At 63.8% G+C, this 19,185-nt stretch carries 25 protein-coding genes and 1 pseudogene; 14 read left to right on the top strand and 12 right to left on the bottom strand.

The annotated features are described in order from the left end of the window. The first annotated feature begins 39 nt into the window (after nucleotides 1-39). Nucleotides 40-273: a DUF3072 domain-containing protein gene (locus AAA989_RS04985; protein ID WP_338241582.1), complete on the top strand. Its 234-nt coding sequence runs from the start codon at nucleotides 40-42 to the stop codon at nucleotides 271-273. 9 nt (nucleotides 274-282) lie between these two features. Here the strand turns inward: AAA989_RS04985 and AAA989_RS04980 are convergent, their stop codons facing one another. Together AAA989_RS04980 and rpoZ are read right to left on the bottom strand one after the other, a co-directional pair. After that, the gene (locus AAA989_RS04980) at nucleotides 283-1,011 is read right to left on the bottom strand and encodes a ParA family protein (RefSeq protein ID WP_338241581.1); all 729 of its coding nucleotides are present in this window, start codon (nucleotides 1,009-1,011) and stop codon (nucleotides 283-285) included. Between the two features lie 163 nt (nucleotides 1,012-1,174). Further along, the gene (gene rpoZ / locus AAA989_RS04975; RefSeq protein ID WP_338241580.1) at nucleotides 1,175-1,519 is read right to left on the bottom strand and encodes a DNA-directed RNA polymerase subunit omega; all 345 of its coding nucleotides are present in this window, start codon (nucleotides 1,517-1,519) and stop codon (nucleotides 1,175-1,177) included. 99 nt (nucleotides 1,520-1,618) lie between these two features. Between rpoZ and AAA989_RS04970 the strand changes: the two genes are divergently transcribed. After that, a complete protein-coding gene (locus tag AAA989_RS04970; protein ID WP_338241579.1) occupies nucleotides 1,619-2,788 on the top strand; it encodes a phospholipase D-like domain-containing protein in 1,170 nt (389 codons plus the stop codon). A 3-nt stretch (nucleotides 2,789-2,791) separates the two neighbouring features. Here the strand turns inward: AAA989_RS04970 and AAA989_RS04965 are convergent, their stop codons facing one another. Both AAA989_RS04965 and AAA989_RS04960 read right to left on the bottom strand, forming a co-directional pair. Continuing rightward, on the bottom strand, nucleotides 2,792-4,927 hold the full coding sequence (locus AAA989_RS04965; RefSeq protein ID WP_338241578.1) for a S9 family peptidase: 2,136 nt from the start codon (nucleotides 4,925-4,927) through the stop codon (nucleotides 2,792-2,794). Nucleotides 4,928-4,991: 64 nt separating this feature from the next. After that, nucleotides 4,992-6,512, bottom strand: coding sequence for a replicative DNA helicase (locus AAA989_RS04960; RefSeq protein WP_338241577.1), 1,521 nt, complete (start codon nucleotides 6,510-6,512; stop codon nucleotides 4,992-4,994). Nucleotides 6,513-6,667: 155 nt separating this feature from the next. Between AAA989_RS04960 and AAA989_RS04955 the strand changes: the two genes are divergently transcribed. Together AAA989_RS04955 and AAA989_RS04950 are read left to right on the top strand one after the other, a co-directional pair. Continuing rightward, a complete protein-coding gene (locus AAA989_RS04955; RefSeq protein ID WP_338241576.1) occupies nucleotides 6,668-7,159 on the top strand; it encodes a UPF0262 family protein in 492 nt (163 codons plus the stop codon). Between the two features lie 19 nt (nucleotides 7,160-7,178). Next, a complete protein-coding gene (locus tag AAA989_RS04950; RefSeq protein ID WP_338241575.1) occupies nucleotides 7,179-7,877 on the top strand; it encodes a glycoside hydrolase family 25 protein in 699 nt (232 codons plus the stop codon). 7 nt (nucleotides 7,878-7,884) lie between these two features. On the opposite strand, the gene AAA989_RS04945 is transcribed toward AAA989_RS04950, so the two are convergent. The 3 genes from AAA989_RS04945 to AAA989_RS04935 form a co-directional block, all read right to left on the bottom strand. Beyond that, nucleotides 7,885-8,868, bottom strand: a complete 984-nt coding sequence (locus AAA989_RS04945; protein WP_338241574.1) for an endonuclease/exonuclease/phosphatase family protein — start codon at nucleotides 8,866-8,868, stop codon at nucleotides 7,885-7,887. Between the two features lie 77 nt (nucleotides 8,869-8,945). Then, nucleotides 8,946-10,091, bottom strand: coding sequence for a M14 family metallopeptidase (locus tag AAA989_RS04940; RefSeq protein WP_338241573.1), 1,146 nt, complete (start codon nucleotides 10,089-10,091; stop codon nucleotides 8,946-8,948). Then, nucleotides 10,088-10,696: a DUF4136 domain-containing protein gene (locus AAA989_RS04935; RefSeq protein WP_338241572.1), complete on the bottom strand. Its 609-nt coding sequence runs from the start codon at nucleotides 10,694-10,696 to the stop codon at nucleotides 10,088-10,090. The genes AAA989_RS04940 and AAA989_RS04935 overlap by 4 nt, the downstream gene beginning before the upstream one ends. 88 nt (nucleotides 10,697-10,784) lie before the next feature. Here AAA989_RS04935 and galE point away from each other — a divergent pair, with 88 nt between their 5' ends. The 3 genes from galE (at nucleotide 10,785) to AAA989_RS04920 (ending at nucleotide 12,700) form a co-directional block, all read left to right on the top strand. Then, nucleotides 10,785-11,792, top strand: coding sequence for a UDP-glucose 4-epimerase GalE (gene galE / locus AAA989_RS04930; RefSeq protein WP_338241571.1), 1,008 nt, complete (start codon nucleotides 10,785-10,787; stop codon nucleotides 11,790-11,792). Between the two features lie 89 nt (nucleotides 11,793-11,881). Further along, a complete protein-coding gene (gene ykgO, locus AAA989_RS04925) occupies nucleotides 11,882-12,007 on the top strand; it encodes a type B 50S ribosomal protein L36 (RefSeq protein WP_007165381.1) in 126 nt (41 codons plus the stop codon). A gap of 69 nt (nucleotides 12,008-12,076) precedes the next feature. Continuing rightward, the gene (locus tag AAA989_RS04920; protein WP_338241561.1) at nucleotides 12,077-12,700 is read left to right on the top strand and encodes an HAD family hydrolase; all 624 of its coding nucleotides are present in this window, start codon (nucleotides 12,077-12,079) and stop codon (nucleotides 12,698-12,700) included. A gap of 89 nt (nucleotides 12,701-12,789) precedes the next feature. Here AAA989_RS04920 and AAA989_RS04915 read toward each other — a convergent pair whose 3' ends face one another. Then, nucleotides 12,790-13,101, bottom strand: coding sequence for a DUF8200 family protein (locus tag AAA989_RS04915; RefSeq protein WP_338241559.1), 312 nt, complete (start codon nucleotides 13,099-13,101; stop codon nucleotides 12,790-12,792). A 154-nt stretch (nucleotides 13,102-13,255) separates the two neighbouring features. Here AAA989_RS04915 and AAA989_RS04910 point away from each other — a divergent pair, with 154 nt between their 5' ends. Both AAA989_RS04910 and AAA989_RS04905 read left to right on the top strand, forming a co-directional pair. Next, the gene (locus AAA989_RS04910; RefSeq protein ID WP_338241557.1) at nucleotides 13,256-13,729 is read left to right on the top strand and encodes a winged helix-turn-helix transcriptional regulator; all 474 of its coding nucleotides are present in this window, start codon (nucleotides 13,256-13,258) and stop codon (nucleotides 13,727-13,729) included. Nucleotides 13,730-13,764: 35 nt separating this feature from the next. Then, complete coding sequence (locus AAA989_RS04905) at nucleotides 13,765-14,052, top strand: hypothetical protein (protein ID WP_338241554.1); 288 nt, start codon at nucleotides 13,765-13,767, stop codon at nucleotides 14,050-14,052. Nucleotides 14,053-14,084: 32 nt separating this feature from the next. On the opposite strand, the gene AAA989_RS04900 is transcribed toward AAA989_RS04905, so the two are convergent. From AAA989_RS04900 to AAA989_RS04890, 3 genes and pseudogenes are all read right to left on the bottom strand, one after another. Beyond that, nucleotides 14,085-14,582, bottom strand: a complete 498-nt coding sequence (locus tag AAA989_RS04900) for an MgtC/SapB family protein (RefSeq protein WP_338241552.1) — start codon at nucleotides 14,580-14,582, stop codon at nucleotides 14,085-14,087. A 48-nt stretch (nucleotides 14,583-14,630) separates the two neighbouring features. Then, nucleotides 14,631-15,194 (bottom strand): manganese efflux pump MntP, encoded by a 564-nt coding sequence (locus AAA989_RS04895; RefSeq protein ID WP_338241550.1) that lies wholly within the window; start codon nucleotides 15,192-15,194, stop codon nucleotides 14,631-14,633. Between the two features lie 45 nt (nucleotides 15,195-15,239). Continuing rightward, nucleotides 15,240-15,833, bottom strand: a pseudogene (locus AAA989_RS04890) (ATP-binding protein); the annotation flags it as partial. A gap of 63 nt (nucleotides 15,834-15,896) precedes the next feature. Between AAA989_RS04890 and AAA989_RS04885 the strand changes: the two are divergent. From AAA989_RS04885 to AAA989_RS04875, 3 genes are all read left to right on the top strand, one after another. After that, the gene (locus AAA989_RS04885) at nucleotides 15,897-16,331 is read left to right on the top strand and encodes a hypothetical protein (protein WP_338241548.1); all 435 of its coding nucleotides are present in this window, start codon (nucleotides 15,897-15,899) and stop codon (nucleotides 16,329-16,331) included. Between the two features lie 158 nt (nucleotides 16,332-16,489). Beyond that, a complete protein-coding gene (locus tag AAA989_RS04880) occupies nucleotides 16,490-16,753 on the top strand; it encodes a hypothetical protein (protein ID WP_338241547.1) in 264 nt (87 codons plus the stop codon). Next, nucleotides 16,754-16,975 (top strand): hypothetical protein, encoded by a 222-nt coding sequence (locus AAA989_RS04875; protein WP_338241545.1) that lies wholly within the window; start codon nucleotides 16,754-16,756, stop codon nucleotides 16,973-16,975. On the opposite strand, the gene AAA989_RS04870 is transcribed toward AAA989_RS04875, so the two are convergent. Next, on the bottom strand, nucleotides 16,972-17,931 hold the full coding sequence (locus tag AAA989_RS04870) for an IS1595 family transposase (protein WP_338241543.1): 960 nt from the start codon (nucleotides 17,929-17,931) through the stop codon (nucleotides 16,972-16,974). The two genes, AAA989_RS04875 and AAA989_RS04870, sit on opposite strands and share 4 nt — an antisense overlap. A 105-nt stretch (nucleotides 17,932-18,036) precedes the next feature. On the opposite strand from AAA989_RS04870, the gene AAA989_RS16405 reads away from it, so the two are divergent. Both AAA989_RS16405 and AAA989_RS04865 read left to right on the top strand, forming a co-directional pair. After that, entirely contained in the window at nucleotides 18,037-18,270 is a 234-nt protein-coding gene (locus tag AAA989_RS16405; protein WP_353527002.1) for a DUF6471 domain-containing protein, read from the top strand. After that, the gene (locus AAA989_RS04865; protein WP_338241541.1) at nucleotides 18,222-19,154 is read left to right on the top strand and encodes a hypothetical protein; all 933 of its coding nucleotides are present in this window, start codon (nucleotides 18,222-18,224) and stop codon (nucleotides 19,152-19,154) included. Before AAA989_RS16405 ends, AAA989_RS04865 begins: the two co-directional genes overlap by 49 nt. The last annotated feature ends 31 nt before the right edge of the window (nucleotides 19,155-19,185 follow it).

Here is a 19,185-nt window from a genome sequence, read left to right as displayed (position 1 = left end):
AGATCGAAGCCCGTTGACTGGGCAAAGGAGAAACTCATCATGGCAGCCGACAAGCCCGACATGCATCCCAAGGCCGAACCGGTCTCCAACGCTGAGAAGCAGCCCGACAACTGGACGACCGGCGACGAACGGATGACCGGAGCCCAGGCCAGCTACCTCAAGACGCTGTGCGAGGAAGCCGGGCAGCCCGAAGCCTACGATCCCGAACTCAGCAAGGCCGATGCCTCCAAGCGGATCGACGAGATGCAGGCCGTTACCGGACGTGGCCAGTAGGCCCGACGCTTAGCCCCGGGCCAGTTTCCGCTCGATCGCGGCCCATAGCTGGTTGAACCCGCGCGCCGACGGGCTGCCGGGCGCGAATACGCCAACCGGCTCCCGCCGCACGGCGCACTGCTCGACGGCGCTCGATTGCGGGATGACCGGCCAGGTCGGATTCGCCTCGCGCGCCTGGCGGTGCAGGTTGCGGCGCATGTCGATCATCGAGAGCACCGGCAGGATCGGCGGGTGTCGCTTCGCGTGCCGTTTGATCTCGCTGACGACGGTATCGAATGCGCGTGTCGAGAGCGGGGAGGGCGGCAAGGGCACGATCACCAGGTCCGCCGCCCGCATGATCTGCGCGCTGATCTCTCCCAGGGCGGGCGGACAGTCCAGAATGATGCGCTCGTAGGTCTTTGACAGGTCCTTCGCCAGCTTGGCCAGTTGCTTGCGCTTGCCGACCAGCGTGAAGAGGTGATCGAGTTCGCGCATGCTGTCGTCGGCCGGAAGGATGGAGAGCCGGTCGTAGCTGGTCTTGAGGATCGCGTGGCGCGCTTTCAGGTCACGGGCGAAGACCGATCGCGCCCGCCCCTGTTCGGGCTCCACACCGTAGAGGAAGCCGGCCCCGCCGGCCACGTCGAGATCCCACAGCAGGGTCTTGCGGCAGGAGGTCGTGGCGGAGCACCAGGCGAGGTTGGCCGCGATGGTGGTTTTGCCCACGCCGCCCTTGGCACTGTAGATCGCGATGACTGCCATGCACGAGCCCTTTCCGCGCGCGGGGTATTGCGCGGGGAGGGCGGCATTTCAACCGACGGGCGACAAGGCGTGCCGGGCTGGGGCAGGCGCAGGAAAGCTGAAAATCAAAAGGGCCGCGCCTCGCGGCACGGCCCCTTGCAAATTCTGTGATCAGCCGGCGGCCTTAGCCGTCGTAGTCGGCTCCGATCGAAGTGGAGCGGGTCGGCGCGGCGGCGGACAGGCGCATGGCCTCTGCCGACTGGCTCAGCGAACCGACTTCATCCGCCTCGTCCTCTTCATCGGGGAGAACGCGCTGCAGCGACTGCACCAGCGATTCCTGCAGGTGCTTGGGCTTCACGGTCTGCTCCGCGATCTCGCGCAGGGCGACGACCGGGTTCTTGTCACGGTCGCGATCGACGGTCATTTCCGCGCCGCCGGAAATCTCGCGTGCCCGCTGGGCAGCCAGCAGGACGAGATCGAAACGGTTGGGAACTTTGTCGACGCAATCTTCGACTGTAACGCGCGCCATGGGCACTCCGGATAATCTGGTGTTTCGGAAAGCGATGCAGTTAGGCGCGGAGAACGCTCTCGTCAAGGTTTCCCTCCGTGCGCGGCGTGGTAACAGGCGATGATGGACATCGCTCAAGGCTATCGGGACCCTGAACCCTTCTCCGCCGAGGCGCAGGGTCACAGCTTCACTTTCTACCCCGACGGCAAGGACCGTCGCCGCGCCGTGCTGGACATCATCGAAGGCGCGCGCAGCACACTGAAGGTGGCGTTCTACATCTTCGCCTGCGACGAGGTGGGCAAGGAAGTGCGCGATGCCCTGGTCGCTGCCGCCCGGCGCGGGGTGGAAGTGACCCTCATCGTCGATGGCTTCGGCGCGCAGGCGGACGAGGAATTCTTCGCCGAGCTGACTCAGGCGGGCGGAACCTTCCTGGTGTTCATGGCCAAGTGGAGCCGACGTGCGCTGATCCGCAACCACCAGAAGATGATGGTGGCCGACGATGCCGTGGCCATGATGGGCGGCTTCAACATAGAGGACGACTACTTCGCTTCGCCGCAGACCAACGGCTGGAACGACCTGGGCTTCCGGCTGGAAGGCCCGGTGGTCGCGCGCGTCTCCGAATGGTTTGGCGAGCTGGTGGAATGGGCCAGCGACGAAAAGGCGCAGTTTCACGACATCCGTCACCGGGTGCGGGGCTGGAACGGCGGCACCGGCCCGGTGCAGCTGCTGATCGGCGGACCGACGAGGGGTCTGTCCAACTGGGCCCGCTGCGTGACGGAGGACATGGACGAGGGCGAGCGTCTGGACATGATGATGGCCTATTTCTCCCCCAACAAACGGCTTCGCCGATGCATCCGCACGATTGCCCGCAAGGGAAAGACCACCCTGCTGCTGGCTGGCAAGAGCGACAATGCCGCCACCATCGGCGCGGCGCGCGCGCTTTACCGCCGCCTGCTGGAGGCGGGCGCCGCGGTTTACGAATTCCAGCCGTGCAAGCTGCACACCAAGCTGATCGTGCTCGACGATGCCGTCTACATGGGCAGCGCCAATTTCGACATGCGCAGCCTCTACGTGAACCTGGAAATCGTGCTGCGCATAGAGGACGCTGACCTTGCCGAACGCATGCGCGGCTTCATTCACGATCATCTTCCCGCCAGCGAAGAAGTCACGCCCGAACTGCACGCGCGGCGCGCCACCATGTGGACGCGGACGAAGTGGTGGGCGTGCTGGTTCCTCGTCTCGGTGGTGGACTACACCGTCAGCCGGAAGCTGAATCTGGGGCTGTCATAACCCCTATTCCGCTGCGTCCGGTGTCCAACCCTCTGCGTAGCGTTCGAACCACGCCAGGATGGCAGAAGCTTTCGCCGCGCTTTGGGAAGGGCGCGCGGCGATCCCGCCGTGGCTTGCGCCAGGTACGCGGACCAGTGCGGTAGGCACACCTACGAGTTGCAGGGCCGAGTAATACTGGACGGCCTCGCTCACCGGAGTGCGATAGTCCTGCGCGCCGACCACCACCAGAGTAGGCGTTTCCACGTTGCCCACCAGGGACAGCGGCGACTTGTTCCAGAACGTCTGCGGATCTTCCCACGGGCGCGAACCGAGCCAGTAGAGGCCGAAGTAGCCCGTGCCATCCGCTGTCAGCGCCTGTGTAGTCCAGTTGATGACGGGCTTCTGCGTGGCCGCCGCGCGAAAACGGTTGGTATTGCCAATGATCCAGGATGTCAGCACACCGCCGCCAGACCCGCCGGTGACGAAAAGTCGATCCGGATCGGCGATCCCCAGTTCGATCGCCCGGTCCACGATGCTCATCAGATCGTCGTAGTCGTTACCGGGATAGGCCTTGTCGATTTCCTGCGCGAACGCTTCGCCATAGCTGGTGGAACCACGCGGATTGGCGGAAAGCACGGCGTACCCGGCGGCAGCGTATAGCTGGTTGTCGGTTGCGAAATGCGGGCCGTAGGCAGCGAAGGGGCCGCCATGGATTTCCAGAATCAGCGGGACCCGCGTGCCTTCCACATAGCCGGGCGGAAGAGTCAGCCAGCCCTGGATTTCCTGCCCGTCGTAACTCGAGGCAACGGTGATTTCGCGCACTTCGCCAAATGCCTTCGTCGATAACAGTCCGGCATTGAGATTGGTGAGATAGCGAGCTTCGCCGCCAGCGCGGATGACCTGCACGTCCGCCGGGCGCGTAGGCGTGCCGCCTGTAAGTGCGATCGTGTCGTCGTCGGAGACCGAGAAGCTGCCGCCGGTGTAGGGGCGATCCAGCCCGCCGCCGGAAAGGCCGGTGGCGACCGTGCTGACATCGCCATCGAGTTCGATCCGCGCCACCTTGGTCTCGCCGCGCTCGTCATATTGCACGTAGATACCGCGCGAATCGGCGTCCCATTCGAAAGCGCCCACGTCATGGTCCCAGTCCTGCGTCAGCAGGCGGCGGTCGGAGCCATCGGCATCCATCACGTAGAGTTCGCTTGCCTCGTATGCGCGGCCGACATCGTCGAAACCGACGTAGGCGATCAGGCGCCCATCGGGCGAAACCTGTGCGCCCCCATCAGGGCCATCGCGGTTCGTCAATTTCGTGAGACCGAGCGTCGCGACATCGAGCGCCCATACATCTCCCTCCACCGGATCGGTCTGCCAGTTGGCATTGCGGTTGGCGGAAAAGTAGATGGTATCGCCGTCGGGAGACCAGCTGAGCGGACCTCCGTCGTGGTATTCCCCGAAGGTCAGCTGCCGCGGTGCGCCTCCCGTGGCGGGAATGACGAAGATCTTCTCATAGCCGGGCGTGATCTCTCCCGCTCCGTCGGCCCGGAAATTGACGAGATCCGTGATTTCCAAGCTCTCGGCCCATTCGGCTCCTTCGGGCTTGTTCGCAGGGGCGGACCCGAGCGATGGCGCGTCGTCCTCCACCAGCATGGTATAGGCGATGGACCGGCCGTCGGGAGACCAGGCAATGCTCGAAGGGCTGTTGGGCAGCCCGGTCAGCCGAACGGCCTCCCCGTTTGCCAGCCATTTCACCCACAACTGCGAATTGCCGCCTTCGGTGGAAACGTAGGCAACGCGGGTTCCATCGGGTGACCAGTGCGGAGAGTAGGCATCGCCGTTCTGGCCAGCGAAAGGCATTTCCGCGCCACTTGCAACATCGATCATCCAGATGGAATTGACCGCCCGGTCCGACATGATGTCGTTCTGTTGGCGCACGTAGACGATGTGGTCGCCATCGGGGCTGATCTGCGGATCGGCGGCTATGGCGAGATCGAACAGGTCCTCGCCGGTAAAGGTGCGGTTGGGGCCGGTACGATCGGATCCTTGCGCCGAGGCCGACATCGGGACCGGCTGCTGGTCCTGTGGAATGGAGGATTGCGACTGCGCTGCGATCGGCACCAGGATGAGAGCAAAGGCGCTGGCGGCGGCGAAAAGACCGTATTGCATGTGGTTCCCCGTGAAACGTTACCCCCGGGGTCTTAGCGTTGCGGCAAGAGCGGTCAATCGGCCCCTACTCGAAACCGTAGTCCGAATAGTCCTTCATGTTGGGCGAGGTGAACTTGGTGAACTCGCTCTGGAACAGCAGGGGCACGTTGCCGGTCGAGCCGTGGCGCTGCTTGGCGACGATCAGCGTCGCCTTGTTGCGCAGCTCCAGGTAGCGGTCTTCCCAGGTGCGGTACTTTTCCTTGTCGGCTTCGGAGCTCGTCTCAGTCGGCATGTCGGGGCGCAGGGCCTCGTGATAATAGTCGGCGCGGTAGATGAACCACACCATGTCGGCGTCCTGCTCGATGGAGCCGGATTCGCGCAGGTCGGAAAGCATCGGGCGCTTGTCCTCGCGCTGTTCCACCGCGCGCGACAGCTGCGAGAGCGCGATCACCGGCACCTGCAGTTCCTTGGCCAGCGTCTTCAGGCCGCGGCTGATCTCCGAAATCTCGTTCACGCGGTTGTCCTGGCTGCGGTTCGACCCTTGCAGCAGTTGCAGGTAGTCGACCACGATCAGGCCGATATCGTGGCGCCGCTTCAGCCGGCGCGCGCGGGTGCGCAGCGCGGAGATGGAAAGCGCCGGGGTATCGTCGATGTAGAGCGGCAGTTCGGCCAGCTTCTGCGCCGCATAGGACAGTTTCTGGAACTCCTCGCGCTTCAGCGAGCCCGAGCGCAGCGCCTCGGACGAGATTTCCGCCTGCTCCGCCAGAATACGCGTGGCCAGCTGGTCGGCGCTCATTTCCAGGCTGAAGAAGGCGGCGGGCGCGCCGTAGTTGTGCGGACCGCCGTCGCGCAGGAATTTCAGGTGCTCCTCGGCGCAGTTGAAGGCGATGTTCATGGCCAGCGACGACTTGCCCATGCCCGGGCGACCGGCGAGGATCACGAGGTCGGAATTGTGCAGGCCGGCGGTCTTGTTGTCGATGGTGACAAGGCCGGTGGTCTTGCCCGACAGCTTGCCGCCCGAATTCATCGCCGCTTCGACCAGGCGGATCGCATCCATCGAGGCGCTGCGGAATGAGATGCCCGCCTTCTCGCTGGTGGCGCCCTCGGCAACCTCGAACAGCCGCGCCTCGGCATGTTCGATCTGCCGCTGCGGTTCCACCTCTTCCGAGGTGTCGAGCGCGCTTTCCACCAGTTCGCGGCCTACGCCCACCAGTTCGCGCAGCAGGGCGAGGTCGTAGATCTGCTTGGCCAGCTCGCGCGGGGCGAGCAGGCCCTGCCCGTCGGCGGTCAGCTGCGCCAGGTAGGCCGTGCCGCCCAGTTCGCTCAGCGTCTCGTCGCTTTCGAAATAGGGCTTCAGAGTGACCGGGGTCACCACCATCTGCCGGTCCACCAGCGTCAGGATGCGATCGAAGATGCGCCCGTGGATGGGGGCGAAGAAATGCCCCGCGCGGATCTCCACCGGCAGCTCTTCCAGCACGGAATTGTCGATCAGCACGGCACCCAGGAACGCCGCCTCCGCCTCCAGGTTGGCGGGGAGGGAGCGGCCTTGCGGGGCGGCGTCGCTGGCGTTGCGGTCGGTGCGGGTGAGCAGGTCGTGATCGGGCATCCGGCTCTGATGCTCCGGACGAACGCCAACGGCAAGATTGACAGCACGAAACCTTTCCGGGTGTGACTATTGTGCCTGTGGATAGCGGGGAGAAACCCGGCCAGCGCTTTTGGCAATTGAACGCGGGGCCGTGCTCGGGCAGGAGGGCACCGGCCATGAACCAGGAAACCGCCAACCGTATCGAGACGATCACGCTGGACGAGGCGACCGTTCTCGCGCGCAGCGACGACATCGAGAAAGAGCGCGAGGTTGCCCTGCGCGACCTGGTGGAGGAAAACTTCTTCCGCCCCATGCGCGCCACCGACAACGGGCACGAGGGCCCCTGGAGCGTGCACCTGGAAGTGGTGGAAGGCATGCTGGCCTGGCACCTGACCGACAACGCGGGCGAGGCGGCGGGCACCATCGGCCTCGGCATGGCGCGCATGCGCCGGGCGATCCGCGACTACTTCGCCATATGCGACAGCTATTACAAGGCCTTGCGCCGCGCCAGCGCGCAGGAGATCGAAACCATCGACATGGCCCGCCGCGGCATCCACGACCGCGGCACGCGCCACCTGCTGGATGCGCTGGAGGGCAAGGTGGAAACCGACTTCGAAACCGCCAGGCGCCTTTTCACCTTGATCTGCGTGCTGCATATCAAGGCCTGATTCGAACATCGGGATTGCAATGGGTCGAAAGCGCAAATCGGTCTGGCGCTGGCGTATCGCCGCGCTTTTGCTGCTGGCCGCCATCGTGGCGGGCACATACGGCTGGTGGCGCGCCATCGGCTGGCAGCCGCCGCGCGCCGAATATCCGATGCAAGGGGCGCTCGTAGGCGCGGACGACGGAGCGGTGGACTTCAACGCCCTGCGCGCGACGGGGGCGGACTTCGTCTACCTGGAGGCCAGCCACGGCGCGGAAGGGCGCGACCCGCAGTTTCCGCGCAACCTTGCCGCCGCCACCGATGCGCCGCTGCCGCACGGCGCGGTCCACGCCTACGATCCCTGCGTGCCCGCCCAGCGGCAGGCTGCCAACTTCGTCACCATAGTGCCGCGCGATCCGCAGCTGCTGCCGCCCGCCATCGCGCTGGACAAGCTGGCCAGCGAATGTGCCGACCCGATCGTCGAGGCCGGGCTGGAAAGCGAGCTGACGACCTTCATCAACCAGGTGGAAGGCCACGCCGGGCAACCGGTGGTGCTGAAGATCAGCCCGGCGTTCGAGGCGGAGCATGCCATCGCCGCGCGGGTGGAGCGCAACCTCTGGCTGGAGCGCGACTTCCTGCAGCCCGACTATGCCGGTCGTCCGTGGACCCTGTGGACCGCCACATCGTACCTGCGGGGCGAGGCCAGCGACGGTCCGCTGCGCTGGGTGGTGGTGCAGCCCTGAGGGCGCGTCAGGAAGCCAGTCTTTCGCCCTGGCAAAGCGTGGCGCGAACGGCGCGGTGATCCGAACCGCTATCGGGCATGATGGTGAATTCGCGCAGGTCCAGGTTCCCTCGCAGCATGATCTGATCCAGCGGCCAGCCCAGCAGCGTCAGGTTCGCAGGGAAGGTGGGATAGGTGCCACGCCCGATCCGCGGATCGCGCCAGTTGCCTTCCTCGCGAAAGCGCGTGGTCGTGCTGGACCAGGGCACGTCGTTGAAATCGCCCATCGTCAACCCGTCGGGGTCGTTGGCGGGCGTGCGCGTGCCCGCACGCACGATGCTCTCGTCACGCTCCTCGGTGTTCCAGTCGGGCAGCGGCGGCTTGGGGTGCAGGCCGATGAATTCGAAGGTCTCGCCGTTGGGAAGATCGATCGTGGCGTAGAGCGTGGGCGTATCGCGGTAGGTGTTTTCCACCATGCGCGCGTCGGCGACCGGCAGGCGGCTGGCAAAGGCCATGCCGAAAGCGTGCGGCTGCGGCTCCGTAATGGTGAAAGGATAGTCGGCCAGCGTTCCCTGCAATTCGTCGAGCCAGGTCTGGTCCGTCTCCATCAGCAGCAGCAGGTCCGGCGAGACATCCTCGATCTGCGCGGCGACCTCGGCATAGCCGGTGTTCTTGACCTTCACGTTGACCGAAAGCACGGTGAAGCACTGCGCCATCTCAGCCTCGTTCGCCGCGATCCGCTCGATCTCCTCGCCGGCCAGCCCGGAATAGGGCCAGATTCGCCAGGTGTTGATCAGGGCAGTGAAACCGAAAAGGGCCACCGCCACCCAGCGGCCCTTGCCGTTCAGCACCAGGGCGACAACGCCCAGCAGCACGGCCGCGTAGGTCAGCGGCTCTCTTACGAGATCCACCGTCCGAACCAGCCAGTAGTTGCTCGGGACCAGCGAGATAAGCGTGGCGATAAGGGCCAGCGCGGCAATGGCGATCAGCGTGACAGTAAAGAATCGGCGCATGGTTGTTCCCCCGGTTTGTGCCAGTCAATTGACCGACGAACCGGGCGGGTGTTCCGATAAACACCGGTTTGGCTGGATCAGCTATCCCTGGTTTCCAGCCATTCCACCAACGCGCCGAGGCATTCGCGCGCCAGCAGCTTGCACCGTTCCGGGCTCCACCCCTGTTCGGGATCGGGCCAGTCGTCATTGTCCTTGAACGGCATTTCCAGCGTCATCGCCGTGGCGCCATAGCGCTCGGCCACCTGGTTCGTGCTGATGGACAGGTTGGCCTTGCCCGCTGCGGACTTGGGATAGCCCTTGGCGCTCTGGAATTCGGGCGTGCGCCGTTCGAGGATACGCTGGTAGCGGTACATCCGCTCGCCCTGCTCGTCGGTCCACGAGGGGATGCCCTCGAACCCGGCCAGGAACACCGCGGCAATCGCCTCGTCGCCGTGCACGTCCATGGCGAAATCCACGCCGCTTTCGTCCATGGCGTTGCGGATGGCGAGCACTTCGGGCGATTTCTCCGCGCTTGGCTCGGCCCATTCGCGGTTCAGGTTCACGCCGTCGGCATTGGTGCGCAGGTGGCCGCGGAAGGAGCCGTCGGGATTGCAGTTGGGCACGACGTGCAGGCGGCACTTCTCGCGCAGCACGCGGCCCACCGCGTCGGCGGGATCGGTGAGAACTTCCAGCGCGCCTTCCATCCACCATTCGGCCATGGATTCGCCCGGATGCTGGCGGGCGTAGAACCACACCTGCGTATCGCCTTCGCCCATTTCCAGGCAATCGAGCGGACGGCCGTCCAGCGTCTCGCCCAGCCGCCGGTAGGTAACGCCGGGGGTGCTTGCCGCTTCCGAGACAAGATCGTTGTGCCGTTCCATCGAATAGGGCGCGAAGTAGGCGAACCATGCCATGTCGGAGGCGGGCGTGTAGCGGATGGTGAGCGTGCCGTTGCCCTTTGTCTTGTCGTACGAGCTCTCCGCGCGGCCCCACCATGCGCGGTCTTCGGTGACGCAGGCGTTGTAGCCGGGCCAGCCTTCCGGATAGGCGCTGTCGGCGAGCTGGTCGATGGTCAGCACAAGTTCGCGGCCCGCCGCGCCGGACACGCGGAAATGAAACCACTGCGCGAATTCGCTGTTGCGATCGCGGGGGATGCGCAGGTGTGCGGTTGCCCCGTCGATGGACACGACCTCGATATTGCCGCTGTCGAAAGCGGCGTCGATATTGATATCAGATGTACTCATTCGACCGCGATAGTCTCCCCGCTCGTTCCGGGAAAGTCCGAAAACAGCGCATCGATGATGTGCGGCGCGGCGACCGCATCGGCGGCGTAATCGCTGTTCGCGGTAGCCGTCATTCCGGCGCGGCCTTCCCACAGGTTCTGGTCTCCACCGGCTTCTCGGATGCTCACCGAAACCTCGCGCGCGATCCGCTCAGAAGGCCGACCGCCGAGATTGAAGCCGATGCCCACGCCTACGCCGGAGCCGTAGGTGCCGGTCGATCCGCCCACGCCCACGTCCACGGGGCTGCGACGCTCGCCTTCGCCGAGAACGTATTGATCGATGGCCAGCCGGGCGACCTGTGAGCCGTTCACCATCACGACCCTGTAGCCAAGCTCCTCCAGCTCTAGCCGCAGCGCATCGCGATAGAGGCCGTACTCGAGGCTTTCCGCCGACAGGCCCGTGGCGGGCACGATCTGTATCGTCCCCTGGCCAAGAAACGCGGGCTGATCGCCAACGAAGCGGGTGACGTCTACCGGCGAGACGTAGGCGGGCGTGGCGCAGCCACCAAGTAGCGCGGCACCGGCCAGGGCGGCAAGGATGGGGGCGGAAGCGGCTTTCTTTTTCATGCAACGGTAACGCAGCAAAAGGGCGAAAAGTGCCCGCGCGATATTCGCATCAATTGCCGTTTAACGCAGACATGCTAACCGCCGCCCCATGGCGAACCAATGTCCCGTCCTGGTAACCGGGGGTGCCGGCTATATCGGTAGCCACGCCGTGCTGGCGCTGCGCGATGCCGGCTGGCCGGTGGCGGTGATCGACGACCTCTCGACGGGCTTCCGCTTCGCCGTGCCGGACGGGGTCCCCTTCTACGAGGGCGACATTGCCGACGCGGGCCTCGTGGCCCGCATCCTGGCCGAGCAGGACATCGGCGCGGTGATGCATTTCGCCGGGTCCATCGTGGTGCCGGAGAGCGTCGAGAACCCGCTCAAGTACTATCACAACAACACCGCCAAGAGCCGCGCGCTGATCGAGGCGATGGTGCGCGCGGGCGTGCCGCACGTGATCTTTTCCTCGACCGCGGCGACCTACGGCATTCCCGAGACCTCGCCGGTCACGGAAGACGCGCCGCGCCAGCCGATCAATCCCTATGGCTGGTCGAAGCTGATGACGGAGCAGATGCTGGCCGACGCGTCCGCCGCGCACGCGTTCAACTATTGCGCGCTGCGCTATTTCAATGTCGCGGGGGCCGATCCGCAGGGCCGCAGCGGCCAGTCGACGAGCGGAGCGACGCACCTGATCAAGGTCGCAGTGGAGGCCGCTCTGGGCAAGCGCGACAGCGTGAGCGTGTTCGGCACCGATTACGATACGCCCGACGGAACGGGCGTGCGCGACTATATCCACGTCAGCGACCTGGCCCATGCCCATGTGCTGGCGCTGGAGGCGCTGCTGGAGCAGCCGGAGCGCAACCTGACTATGAACTGCGGCTACGGTCGCGGCTTTTCGGTGCTGGAGGTGCTCGACGCGGTCGACCGGGTGGCCGGCGTGACAATCGAACGCGTGCTCTCCCCGCGCCGCGCAGGCGATCCCGATTCGCTGGTTTCCGATCCCGCGCGAATCCGGGCGACCCTGCCGTGGCAGCCGAAACATGCTGAGCTCGATTCCATCGTCGCCCATGCCCTTGCGTGGGAGCGCAAGCTGGATGCAATTCGCGGCGAAGCTTGACTTGCCGCGGGTGTCGCACTATCCGCGCGCCTTGAAATTACGGCATCGGAGGCCATCTCCGGTGCCGATTATTTTTCGGGAACAGACCAATGAAGATCCGCAACAGCCTCAAGTCGCTGAAGAACCGCCATCGCGATTGCCGCGTGATTCGTCGTCGCGGTCGCACCTACGTGATCAACAAGACCAACCGTCGCTTCAAGGCCCGCCAGGGCTGATGAACGCCGTGCCGCTGCAACGCGGCACCGGTCTTTTGCAAAGCCCCCGCCACCACGGGGGCTTTTTGCATGTCTGACATCCGCGCAAACCCCTCCGCGGTGGTGTTCGACATCGGTCGCGTCATCATCCGCTGGGACCTGCGGTTCCTGTTCGAAAAGCTGATCGACGAGCCGGCGGAACTGGACTGGTTCCTGGCCAACGTCGTGACCGAGGAATGGCACCACCAGCAGGACGAGGGCCGCCCGCTGGCCGAGATGGTGCCCGAACGCATCGCCCGCTTTCCCGACCATGCGCCGCTGATAAATGCCTATGCCACGCGGTTCGCGGAAACCTATCCCGAGAATATTCCCGGTACGCTGGACCTGATCGCGCGGCTGAAGGCGCGCGGCGTGCCGCTGTTCGGCCTGTCCAACTTCGGCGCCGACTTCTGGGACGAATTCCTCGCCCGCCAGCCGGTGTTCGAGGGCTTTCGCGACATCGTCGTCTCGGGCCACGAGAAGTGCGCCAAGCCCGATCCCCGGATCTATGCCTTGGCGGAAGAGCGGTTCGCGATGCCGCCGGGCGCCCTGTTCTTCATCGACGACAAGGCGGAAAACATCGCCGCTGCCCGGGCAAGGGGCTGGCATGGCCACGTGTTTACCGATGCAGACGCGCTCGAGGCGGATCTTCTCGCCAGGGGCCTGCTGGACTGATCCGCAAAAAAGAAGGCCCCGGCACGTGGGTGCCGAGGCCCTTCGTGAAGTGTCCGCCCGGAGTGGAGAGAGGCGGGCGGAGGGGTTCGTCAGCCGTTGCAGCGCGCCAGCTGATCTTCGGAAAGCGGCGATCCATTGGCATTGAAGCTGGCGATGGTGCCCATTTCGCGGCGCAGTTCGCTGCACACGCGCAAGGGCCGGTCGCCGCTGCGCGGGGCGGTGCAGGTCGTGCCTTCACAGCGGAACACCACGCCGCCGGCGATGGCCCGGCCTTCGCTGGCGGGCTGGGCCAGTTCGACGGTGAACCACGGTGCGGCGCTGCGGGCCTGCAGCGCTGCGGGAGCCAGCGCAGCCGACAGGGCAAGCGCGGCGGAAATGGCGAGAGCGGGAAGACGGGTCACGGCGGGGCTCCTTTGACAGCATTGTAAGTTGCAACACAAAACCGGTTGCAATCGCAGACCTACCCACCACGTTTCAAAACGCAACCCTTCATTGCGATTTTTTTTGGCTTTCCCTCGTTTGCCTGTAGGACATACGCGGGACACAGGAATTTGAATGGGTATTAGAGAACCGCTGCGTGAACTTGGTTGCGGCCTGCCGCATGCTCTGGAAGTGATTGGGGAACGCTGGTCGTTCCTGATATTGCGCGCCGCCTTCAACGACCTGAAACACTTCGAAGAATTCTCCAGCGAGCTGGGCATCGCCCGCAACATTCTCTCCAACCGACTGGCCAAGCTTGTCGATCACGGAGTGATGGAGCGCCATCCGTGCGAAAGCGATCGGCGCAAGGTGGAATACCGGCTCACGGAAAAGGGGCTGGACCTGCTGCCCGCCATGCTGGCGCTGCGCCAGTGGGGCGAACGCTACGGAACCGGCATCTCTCCCGACCTGGTGCTGGTGGACAAGCGCGACGGCAAACCCATTGCGCCCGTGGCGCTACATGCGCACGACGGGCGCGAGATCGGCTGGCACGACCTGGCCTGGTCCAAGACCGAGAAGACCGCCAAGTCCGCCACGGACTGCTGCTGAGCGATCCGCCGACAACACCTGACGGCCGCTATATTGTGGTACGCGGTCGCCTTTGGCGTGCCAGCGACCCGGCCCTCTCTGAAGACCAGCGCCAGCGCCTTGTCAGCGACCTGATGGATGCGCGCCGCGCCGTGCGCGATGCGAAGGGGGACGAGGAGGCGCTGAAGTCCGCCCGCAAGCGCGTGGATGCGGCCAAGGTCGCGCTGGGCGAGCGCGGGCCGGTCTGGTGGGATGACGGCGCGCCCGACTACAATCGCCACATGGCAAGGAACACGCCCTATGCCCAATGGTGGAAGGATGTCGGCGGTGCGTCCGGCCCGTAGTCAGGCCCTGTGTCAGACCATCGAACCCGCCTTCACTCGTTCTTGCCGGCCGGCTCGGCATTGTCATCGAGAGAGGTGGAATCCCACTTCGCGGTGAAAGGTCCGCTGGCCATGAGCAGCACCAGCACCAGCCCGGCCATGATCGCGCCCAGCCACACCTCGCCCATGCCGCAGGCAAGGCCGATGGCACCTGCCGTCCAGATCGCTGCGGCGGAGCCTGCTCCCTGCACGAAATTGCCCTCGCGGAACATGGCACCAGCGCCAAGGAAGCCGATGCCGGTGATCACGCCTTCCACCACGCGCGTGGGATCGATGCGCGATTGCGGATCGGCGGTGGAATGCAGCAATTCGATCGAGGCCATGATCAGGCCCGCAGCGCCCACGGCGATGATGACGAAGGGCCGAAAGTCGATCGGCTTCTTGCGCAGGAAGCGCTCCAGCCCGATCAGGAACGGCAGCAGCGCCGCCGCGCCCAGTCGCACGACGACCTGCGTCCACGTCACGGTATCGGGTCCGGCCAGTTCTTCCATGAAATGACAATGAGCGGCGCTGGCGATGGTTTCGCGCCACGCTGCCCATCACAGCCAGCCGGTGTGCTCCGCCAGGATCTTCACGCCCAGCCCGATCAGCACGACGCCGCCAGCAACCTCCGCCTTCTTCCCCAGCGCCGGGCCGATCCGGGCGGCGAACCAGTATGCCGGGGTGCACAGGACCAGCGTGACCGCGCCGATGATCAGGCAGGACAGCAGCACGGGGAGCCCGAACAGCTCGAGCGTGAGGCCCGCGGCGGCCGCGTCTATCGAAGTTGCAATGGCAGCAATCAGCAGGGCGCCGAACCGGGAACGGCCTTCGGGCGCAGTCGCAGTTTCGGTCTCGTCGGCTTCCAGCCCCTCGCTCAGCATCCTGAATCCCAGGAAGGACAGCAGGGCGAAAGCGATCCAGTGGTCGATGGCCTCCAGCCAGCCTACGAACAGCGCGCCGAGCGCCCAGCCGAACAAGGGCATCACCCCCTGGGCGACACCGAAGGCAAGGCCGGTCTCCGCCGCCCGCGCCAGCGAATGCGGGCCTGCCGCTCCGCGCACGAGGGCGACGGCAAAGGCATCCATCGCAAGGGCAAGCGCAAGGATGAGGACGGCGATCATGCGACGCGCCTTGGCCAGCTAAGCCGCGCGGCGCAAGGCCCCGCTTCAGGCCCTCGGTGCCTGCCTGCGGTAGCTGAGCGCTTCGGCCACGTGGATGCGGCCCACCTGCTGCGCACCTGCAAGATCGGCCACGGTACGCGCGACGCGGAGCATGCGGGTATAGGCGCGGGCCGACAGGCGCATCTTTTCCGCCGCCTGCATCAGCAGGTCGCGGCCCTGCTCGTCGGGCGTGGCGAATTGCTCCAGCGCCTCGCCCTCCAGCTCGGCGTTGGAACGGATGCCGCGCGCGGTCTGCACCCTGCGCGCGGCGGCAACCCTCGCGGCGACTTCCGCGCTCCCCTCTGCAGGCGGGGGGAGGGAGAGATCGGCGGCGCTGACGGGGTCGACTTCCACATGCAGGTCGATCCGGTCGAGCATGGGGCCCGATACCTTGGACTGGTAGTCGACGGCGCACTTCGGCGCGCGGCTGCAGGCCAGCGCCGGGTCGCCCAGGTGCCCGCAACGGCACGGGTTCATCGCCGCCACCAGCTGCACGCGGGCGGGGTAGGCGACGTGGGCATTGGCGCGGGCCACGTCCACCTTGCCGGTCTCAAGCGGCTGGCGCAGCGAATCGAGTACGGCGCGCTGGAATTCCGGCATTATGTAGCAAGCGCACCAAATGAATTACAGACATAATCGCCTGTAATCCACTATGTATCGCATATGGCTACACCGCACGTTATCACCGCCCTACGCGACAAGCGGGGCGAACTCGCCGGACAGATCGACGGGCTACAGGACCAGCTTCGCCAAGCGATGATCGACCTGGACCATGTAGATTGCACCTTGCGGCTGTTCGATCCCGACATCGAACTGGACGAGATTAAGCCGAAGCCGCTCCCGCCACGGCATCACGCCTTCAAGGGGCAGGTAACGCGCTCCATCCTCGCCATGCTACGCAAGGAAGGGCCGATGGACGCAAAGGCCATCACGATACGGCTGATGGGGGAGCGGGAGTTGAATACCGCTGACAAGACGCTGGTGAAGGCGATGCACAAGCGAATTGGGGCGGCGTTGCGGAATTTGCGGGAGAGGCAGCTTGCCACCAGTGAGCAAGGTAAGGGCGGACTGCTGCTGTGGTCTATTCTCCGTGCTTGAATCAATGAATCAAAATTGCAACATTTAGATTCAGCGTTCTAGACCCAAATGAAACTTTGTTGCCTTTTGGGTCGTTATCCCCCACAAATGCACTGTTAACGTTGGCTATGCTAGCGTTGACGCAAGTCCGAGATGGGCTTGAAACGAAAGGACGAGAAGTGACGGAACTGATTGAAAAGGGACATTTTTTTGTCGGCGAGTTGCCAGATGGCAAATTCGTTGCTGCGTCCAATTCGTCACCATACTTCTGCTTCCGTGCTCAGTCGGAAGATGATGTGTTGGCGAAGGTGGATGCCGCGCTGACCTATTACTACAGCGTATGCGGCGAAAAGCCCGCTATGCAAAAGCGGGCCACTGCAACGGTCAACAATTGGAAAAACAAGAGAGCCGTTCCCTTTAAGGAATACGCGCACGCCGTCTAAGTGGGTTTCTACGTTAGCCTAGATGGCGTCGATGATGGGACGCTCTTGCTTGCAGGCTTCGTCCTCATTGAAGAGGGCGAGGCCTACAAGATTTATCGGCACTATGGCGAGGACGTGATTGTCGACAAGGACGATCCGTTCGTCGTGGTGGAGGACATAAATGACGCGGCTGTTCTTGGTTCGGAAATAATCCCCATTCCACCGGAAAATAACGAGCATTAAGCGCCGCGTTGCCAGTAGCCCGTCCAGCTACGGCTCTGGCGCGAAGTCATCGCAGCACCAGTCAGCATCATAGCCTGATCGCCATTGCTTTCGCGGCGCATATCCTCGCGCCACGCAGCTTCGCCAGCGTAGGCGTAGAGATAGCGGCCCGCGATATGGTGATGGGTGCCAACTTCCATGCGGCGGAGGCGGCTGAAATAGCTTTCGGCTTGGTTGGTGCAAACTCCTTCGTCCATGAACGCAACGGAGTGATTGACGCGCTTAGTGTCCCAACCAGCGTGAAGCGCATCCCAGCCTGAACCTTCATCGGCGTAGATCGTGGCGAGAGTGCCAACGTGATCGCGAACGAACGGCACCGCATCGCCCTCATTGGCGACAACGAAGGGCAGCGAACGGCCCTCGCGCTCGCGCATAATGACAACGCACTGGCGCTTATTGTTGCGGTTGGCGACAAGGCGACGGTCCTTGCGATCAGCCTTCCGGTTCTCCGGCTTCACATAGCCGCCGAAGTAACCGCCATCGACTTCCACGGTGCCGTTCAGCTTGGTATTCTTGAACTCGCGAGCCATCGCTTCGCGCAGCTTGTGAAATAGCACGAAGGCAGTCTTGTATTGCACGTCCAGATCGCGCGATGCCTGGAGGGCGCTGATGCCCTTGGCGCCGTTCACGAAGATCACGATTGCCGCCAGCAGGTTTGTGAAGGACAGTTTGCGCGAGGCAAATATCGTGCCGCTGGTCACGCTGAACTGGTGGTGACAGCCAACGCACTTGAACTTGCGACGGGTGGAAATGTGATAAGACTCGGCACAGCCGCAGCGCGGGCAGATGGGTTCGCCATCGGTTTCCGGCCAACGCATTTCGCAGAACAGCCCGTAAGCCGCGTCCTCGCCCATGCGAAATACCTTCGCCAATGAGAGAGTGCGGGCCTTGGCCGAGAGGAGGAAATGTTGTGCCATTGTCATTATATCCGTTGCTTATGCATCGTATATAGCGACATTAGCGCACCTTGTAAAGTGCAAATGCATCGCCTATAGTGACATTCACACTACACGGAGCGACATATGCCGGTGCAAGAAAAGGAATGGGAGGATCACGTGAAGACCCTCCTGAAAGTCGAGTTGAAACGCAAAGGCGTGACTTATTCGGAGCTTGCCGGGAAGCTGGCTGACATTGGGGTGATGGACTCGGAGCCGAATATCAGGAACAAGATCAGCCGGGGTAAATTCACGGCGGTGTTTCTCGTCCAATGTTTGACGGCAATAGGGGTAAATTCAGTAAGATTGGATGGGGACTAGTCGCCATCATAACGGGCTCGGCGCTGTTAGCAGTGCTGGTAGCTTGGCCGATTTATCTAGAGCAACGCGAAGCCTACACTGAGGCTACCCGCAACGCCGCCGACTATTCCGAAAATGCCAATGACAAGATCGCGCTCGAATGTTCGGGTCTTGCCGGACAGCAGCGCGATGTTTGCGCGGATGAAATAAACGACTCCGCACGCGAACATCAACGCAACGAATATGATCTGGCCGCCCAGCGCACGATGGCGCTCTGGACGGGTGTAATGGGCGGGATGGCGGTATTGGGCATCGCTCTCAGTGCCATTGTTGCTTACTTGGTGCTGGCGACCTGGCGCGACACTAAGCGCGCTGCCGATACGTCCGAGCGTTCGCTGGAAATCCAGACGCGCCCATTCCTGTATCTGGACAAAGTTGAGCACGAGAGATTCGATTTTGACGAACAGGGAGTGGGCTATGGCTTCACGTTCTTCATCAAAAATCTCGGCGTTCTGCCGGCGACAAATCTGCGAATTTGGACATACTCGGCCGTTCTTGACCGCTGGGAACCGGTCAACGCCGAATTTACCGAAAAGGCCATTGAGATTTCCGCCTGCCCACAGGGCGTAACGCGCAAGGTGTTCGAGCGTTTGATCCTCACGCGCGCCCAAGTGGATGAATTCGAGTCGTTCAAAACGCAATTCTTGTTGGGCATTAAGATCGTCTTCGACACGCGATTTCGGAAGAACAAAACCGTCCGCGAATACCGTTGGGCCGACATTGGTAGCCTCCGCAACGGCGGCTTGTTCTACCTGTCGAGACGTGAGCCCTTGGATACGACCGGCGACCTCTTTGCAGACGATAGCCCCGCAAATGATGACAGCCGCCATCGCGCAGATGGATAACCATCTACGCATTGGTGCGCTTGCTACATAA

This window comes from Aurantiacibacter hainanensis (assembly GCF_036321025.1).
GTDB lineage: Bacteria > Pseudomonadota > Alphaproteobacteria > Sphingomonadales > Sphingomonadaceae > Alteraurantiacibacter > Alteraurantiacibacter hainanensis.
The sequence above is the reverse complement of the archived record's forward strand: the minus strand, read 5'-3'. Positions and strand labels throughout refer to the sequence as shown.

What these genes read in the sequence shown, in the direction of transcription:
- AAA989_RS04985 (WP_338241582.1), top strand. Translation starts at nt 40, where the DNA reads ATGGCAGCCGACAAGCCCGACATGCATCCCAAGGCCGAACCGGTCTCC.
- AAA989_RS04980 (WP_338241581.1), bottom strand. Translation starts at nt 1,011, where the DNA reads ATGGCAGTCATCGCGATCTACAGTGCCAAGGGCGGCGTGGGCAAAACC.
- rpoZ (WP_338241580.1), bottom strand. Translation starts at nt 1,519, where the DNA reads ATGGCGCGCGTTACAGTCGAAGATTGCGTCGACAAAGTTCCCAACCGT.
- AAA989_RS04970 (WP_338241579.1), top strand. Translation starts at nt 1,619, where the DNA reads ATGATGGACATCGCTCAAGGCTATCGGGACCCTGAACCCTTCTCCGCC.
- AAA989_RS04965 (WP_338241578.1), bottom strand. Translation starts at nt 4,927, where the DNA reads ATGCAATACGGTCTTTTCGCCGCCGCCAGCGCCTTTGCTCTCATCCTG.
- AAA989_RS04960 (WP_338241577.1), bottom strand. Translation starts at nt 6,512, where the DNA reads ATGCCCGATCACGACCTGCTCACCCGCACCGACCGCAACGCCAGCGAC.
- AAA989_RS04955 (WP_338241576.1), top strand. Translation starts at nt 6,668, where the DNA reads ATGAACCAGGAAACCGCCAACCGTATCGAGACGATCACGCTGGACGAG.
- AAA989_RS04950 (WP_338241575.1), top strand. Translation starts at nt 7,179, where the DNA reads ATGGGTCGAAAGCGCAAATCGGTCTGGCGCTGGCGTATCGCCGCGCTT.
- AAA989_RS04945 (WP_338241574.1), bottom strand. Translation starts at nt 8,868, where the DNA reads ATGCGCCGATTCTTTACTGTCACGCTGATCGCCATTGCCGCGCTGGCC.
- AAA989_RS04940 (WP_338241573.1), bottom strand. Translation starts at nt 10,091, where the DNA reads ATGAGTACATCTGATATCAATATCGACGCCGCTTTCGACAGCGGCAAT.
- AAA989_RS04935 (WP_338241572.1), bottom strand. Translation starts at nt 10,696, where the DNA reads ATGAAAAAGAAAGCCGCTTCCGCCCCCATCCTTGCCGCCCTGGCCGGT.
- galE (WP_338241571.1), top strand. Translation starts at nt 10,785, where the DNA reads ATGGCGAACCAATGTCCCGTCCTGGTAACCGGGGGTGCCGGCTATATC.
- ykgO (WP_007165381.1), top strand. Translation starts at nt 11,882, where the DNA reads ATGAAGATCCGCAACAGCCTCAAGTCGCTGAAGAACCGCCATCGCGAT.
- AAA989_RS04920 (WP_338241561.1), top strand. Translation starts at nt 12,077, where the DNA reads ATGTCTGACATCCGCGCAAACCCCTCCGCGGTGGTGTTCGACATCGGT.
- AAA989_RS04910 (WP_338241557.1), top strand. Translation starts at nt 13,256, where the DNA reads ATGGGTATTAGAGAACCGCTGCGTGAACTTGGTTGCGGCCTGCCGCAT.
- AAA989_RS04900 (WP_338241552.1), bottom strand. Translation starts at nt 14,582, where the DNA reads ATGGAAGAACTGGCCGGACCCGATACCGTGACGTGGACGCAGGTCGTC.
- AAA989_RS04895 (WP_338241550.1), bottom strand. Translation starts at nt 15,194, where the DNA reads ATGATCGCCGTCCTCATCCTTGCGCTTGCCCTTGCGATGGATGCCTTT.
- AAA989_RS04885 (WP_338241548.1), top strand. Translation starts at nt 15,897, where the DNA reads ATGGCTACACCGCACGTTATCACCGCCCTACGCGACAAGCGGGGCGAA.
- AAA989_RS04870 (WP_338241543.1), bottom strand. Translation starts at nt 17,931, where the DNA reads ATGGCACAACATTTCCTCCTCTCGGCCAAGGCCCGCACTCTCTCATTG.
- AAA989_RS16405 (WP_353527002.1), top strand. Translation starts at nt 18,037, where the DNA reads ATGCCGGTGCAAGAAAAGGAATGGGAGGATCACGTGAAGACCCTCCTG.
- AAA989_RS04865 (WP_338241541.1), top strand. Translation starts at nt 18,222, where the DNA reads ATGTTTGACGGCAATAGGGGTAAATTCAGTAAGATTGGATGGGGACTA.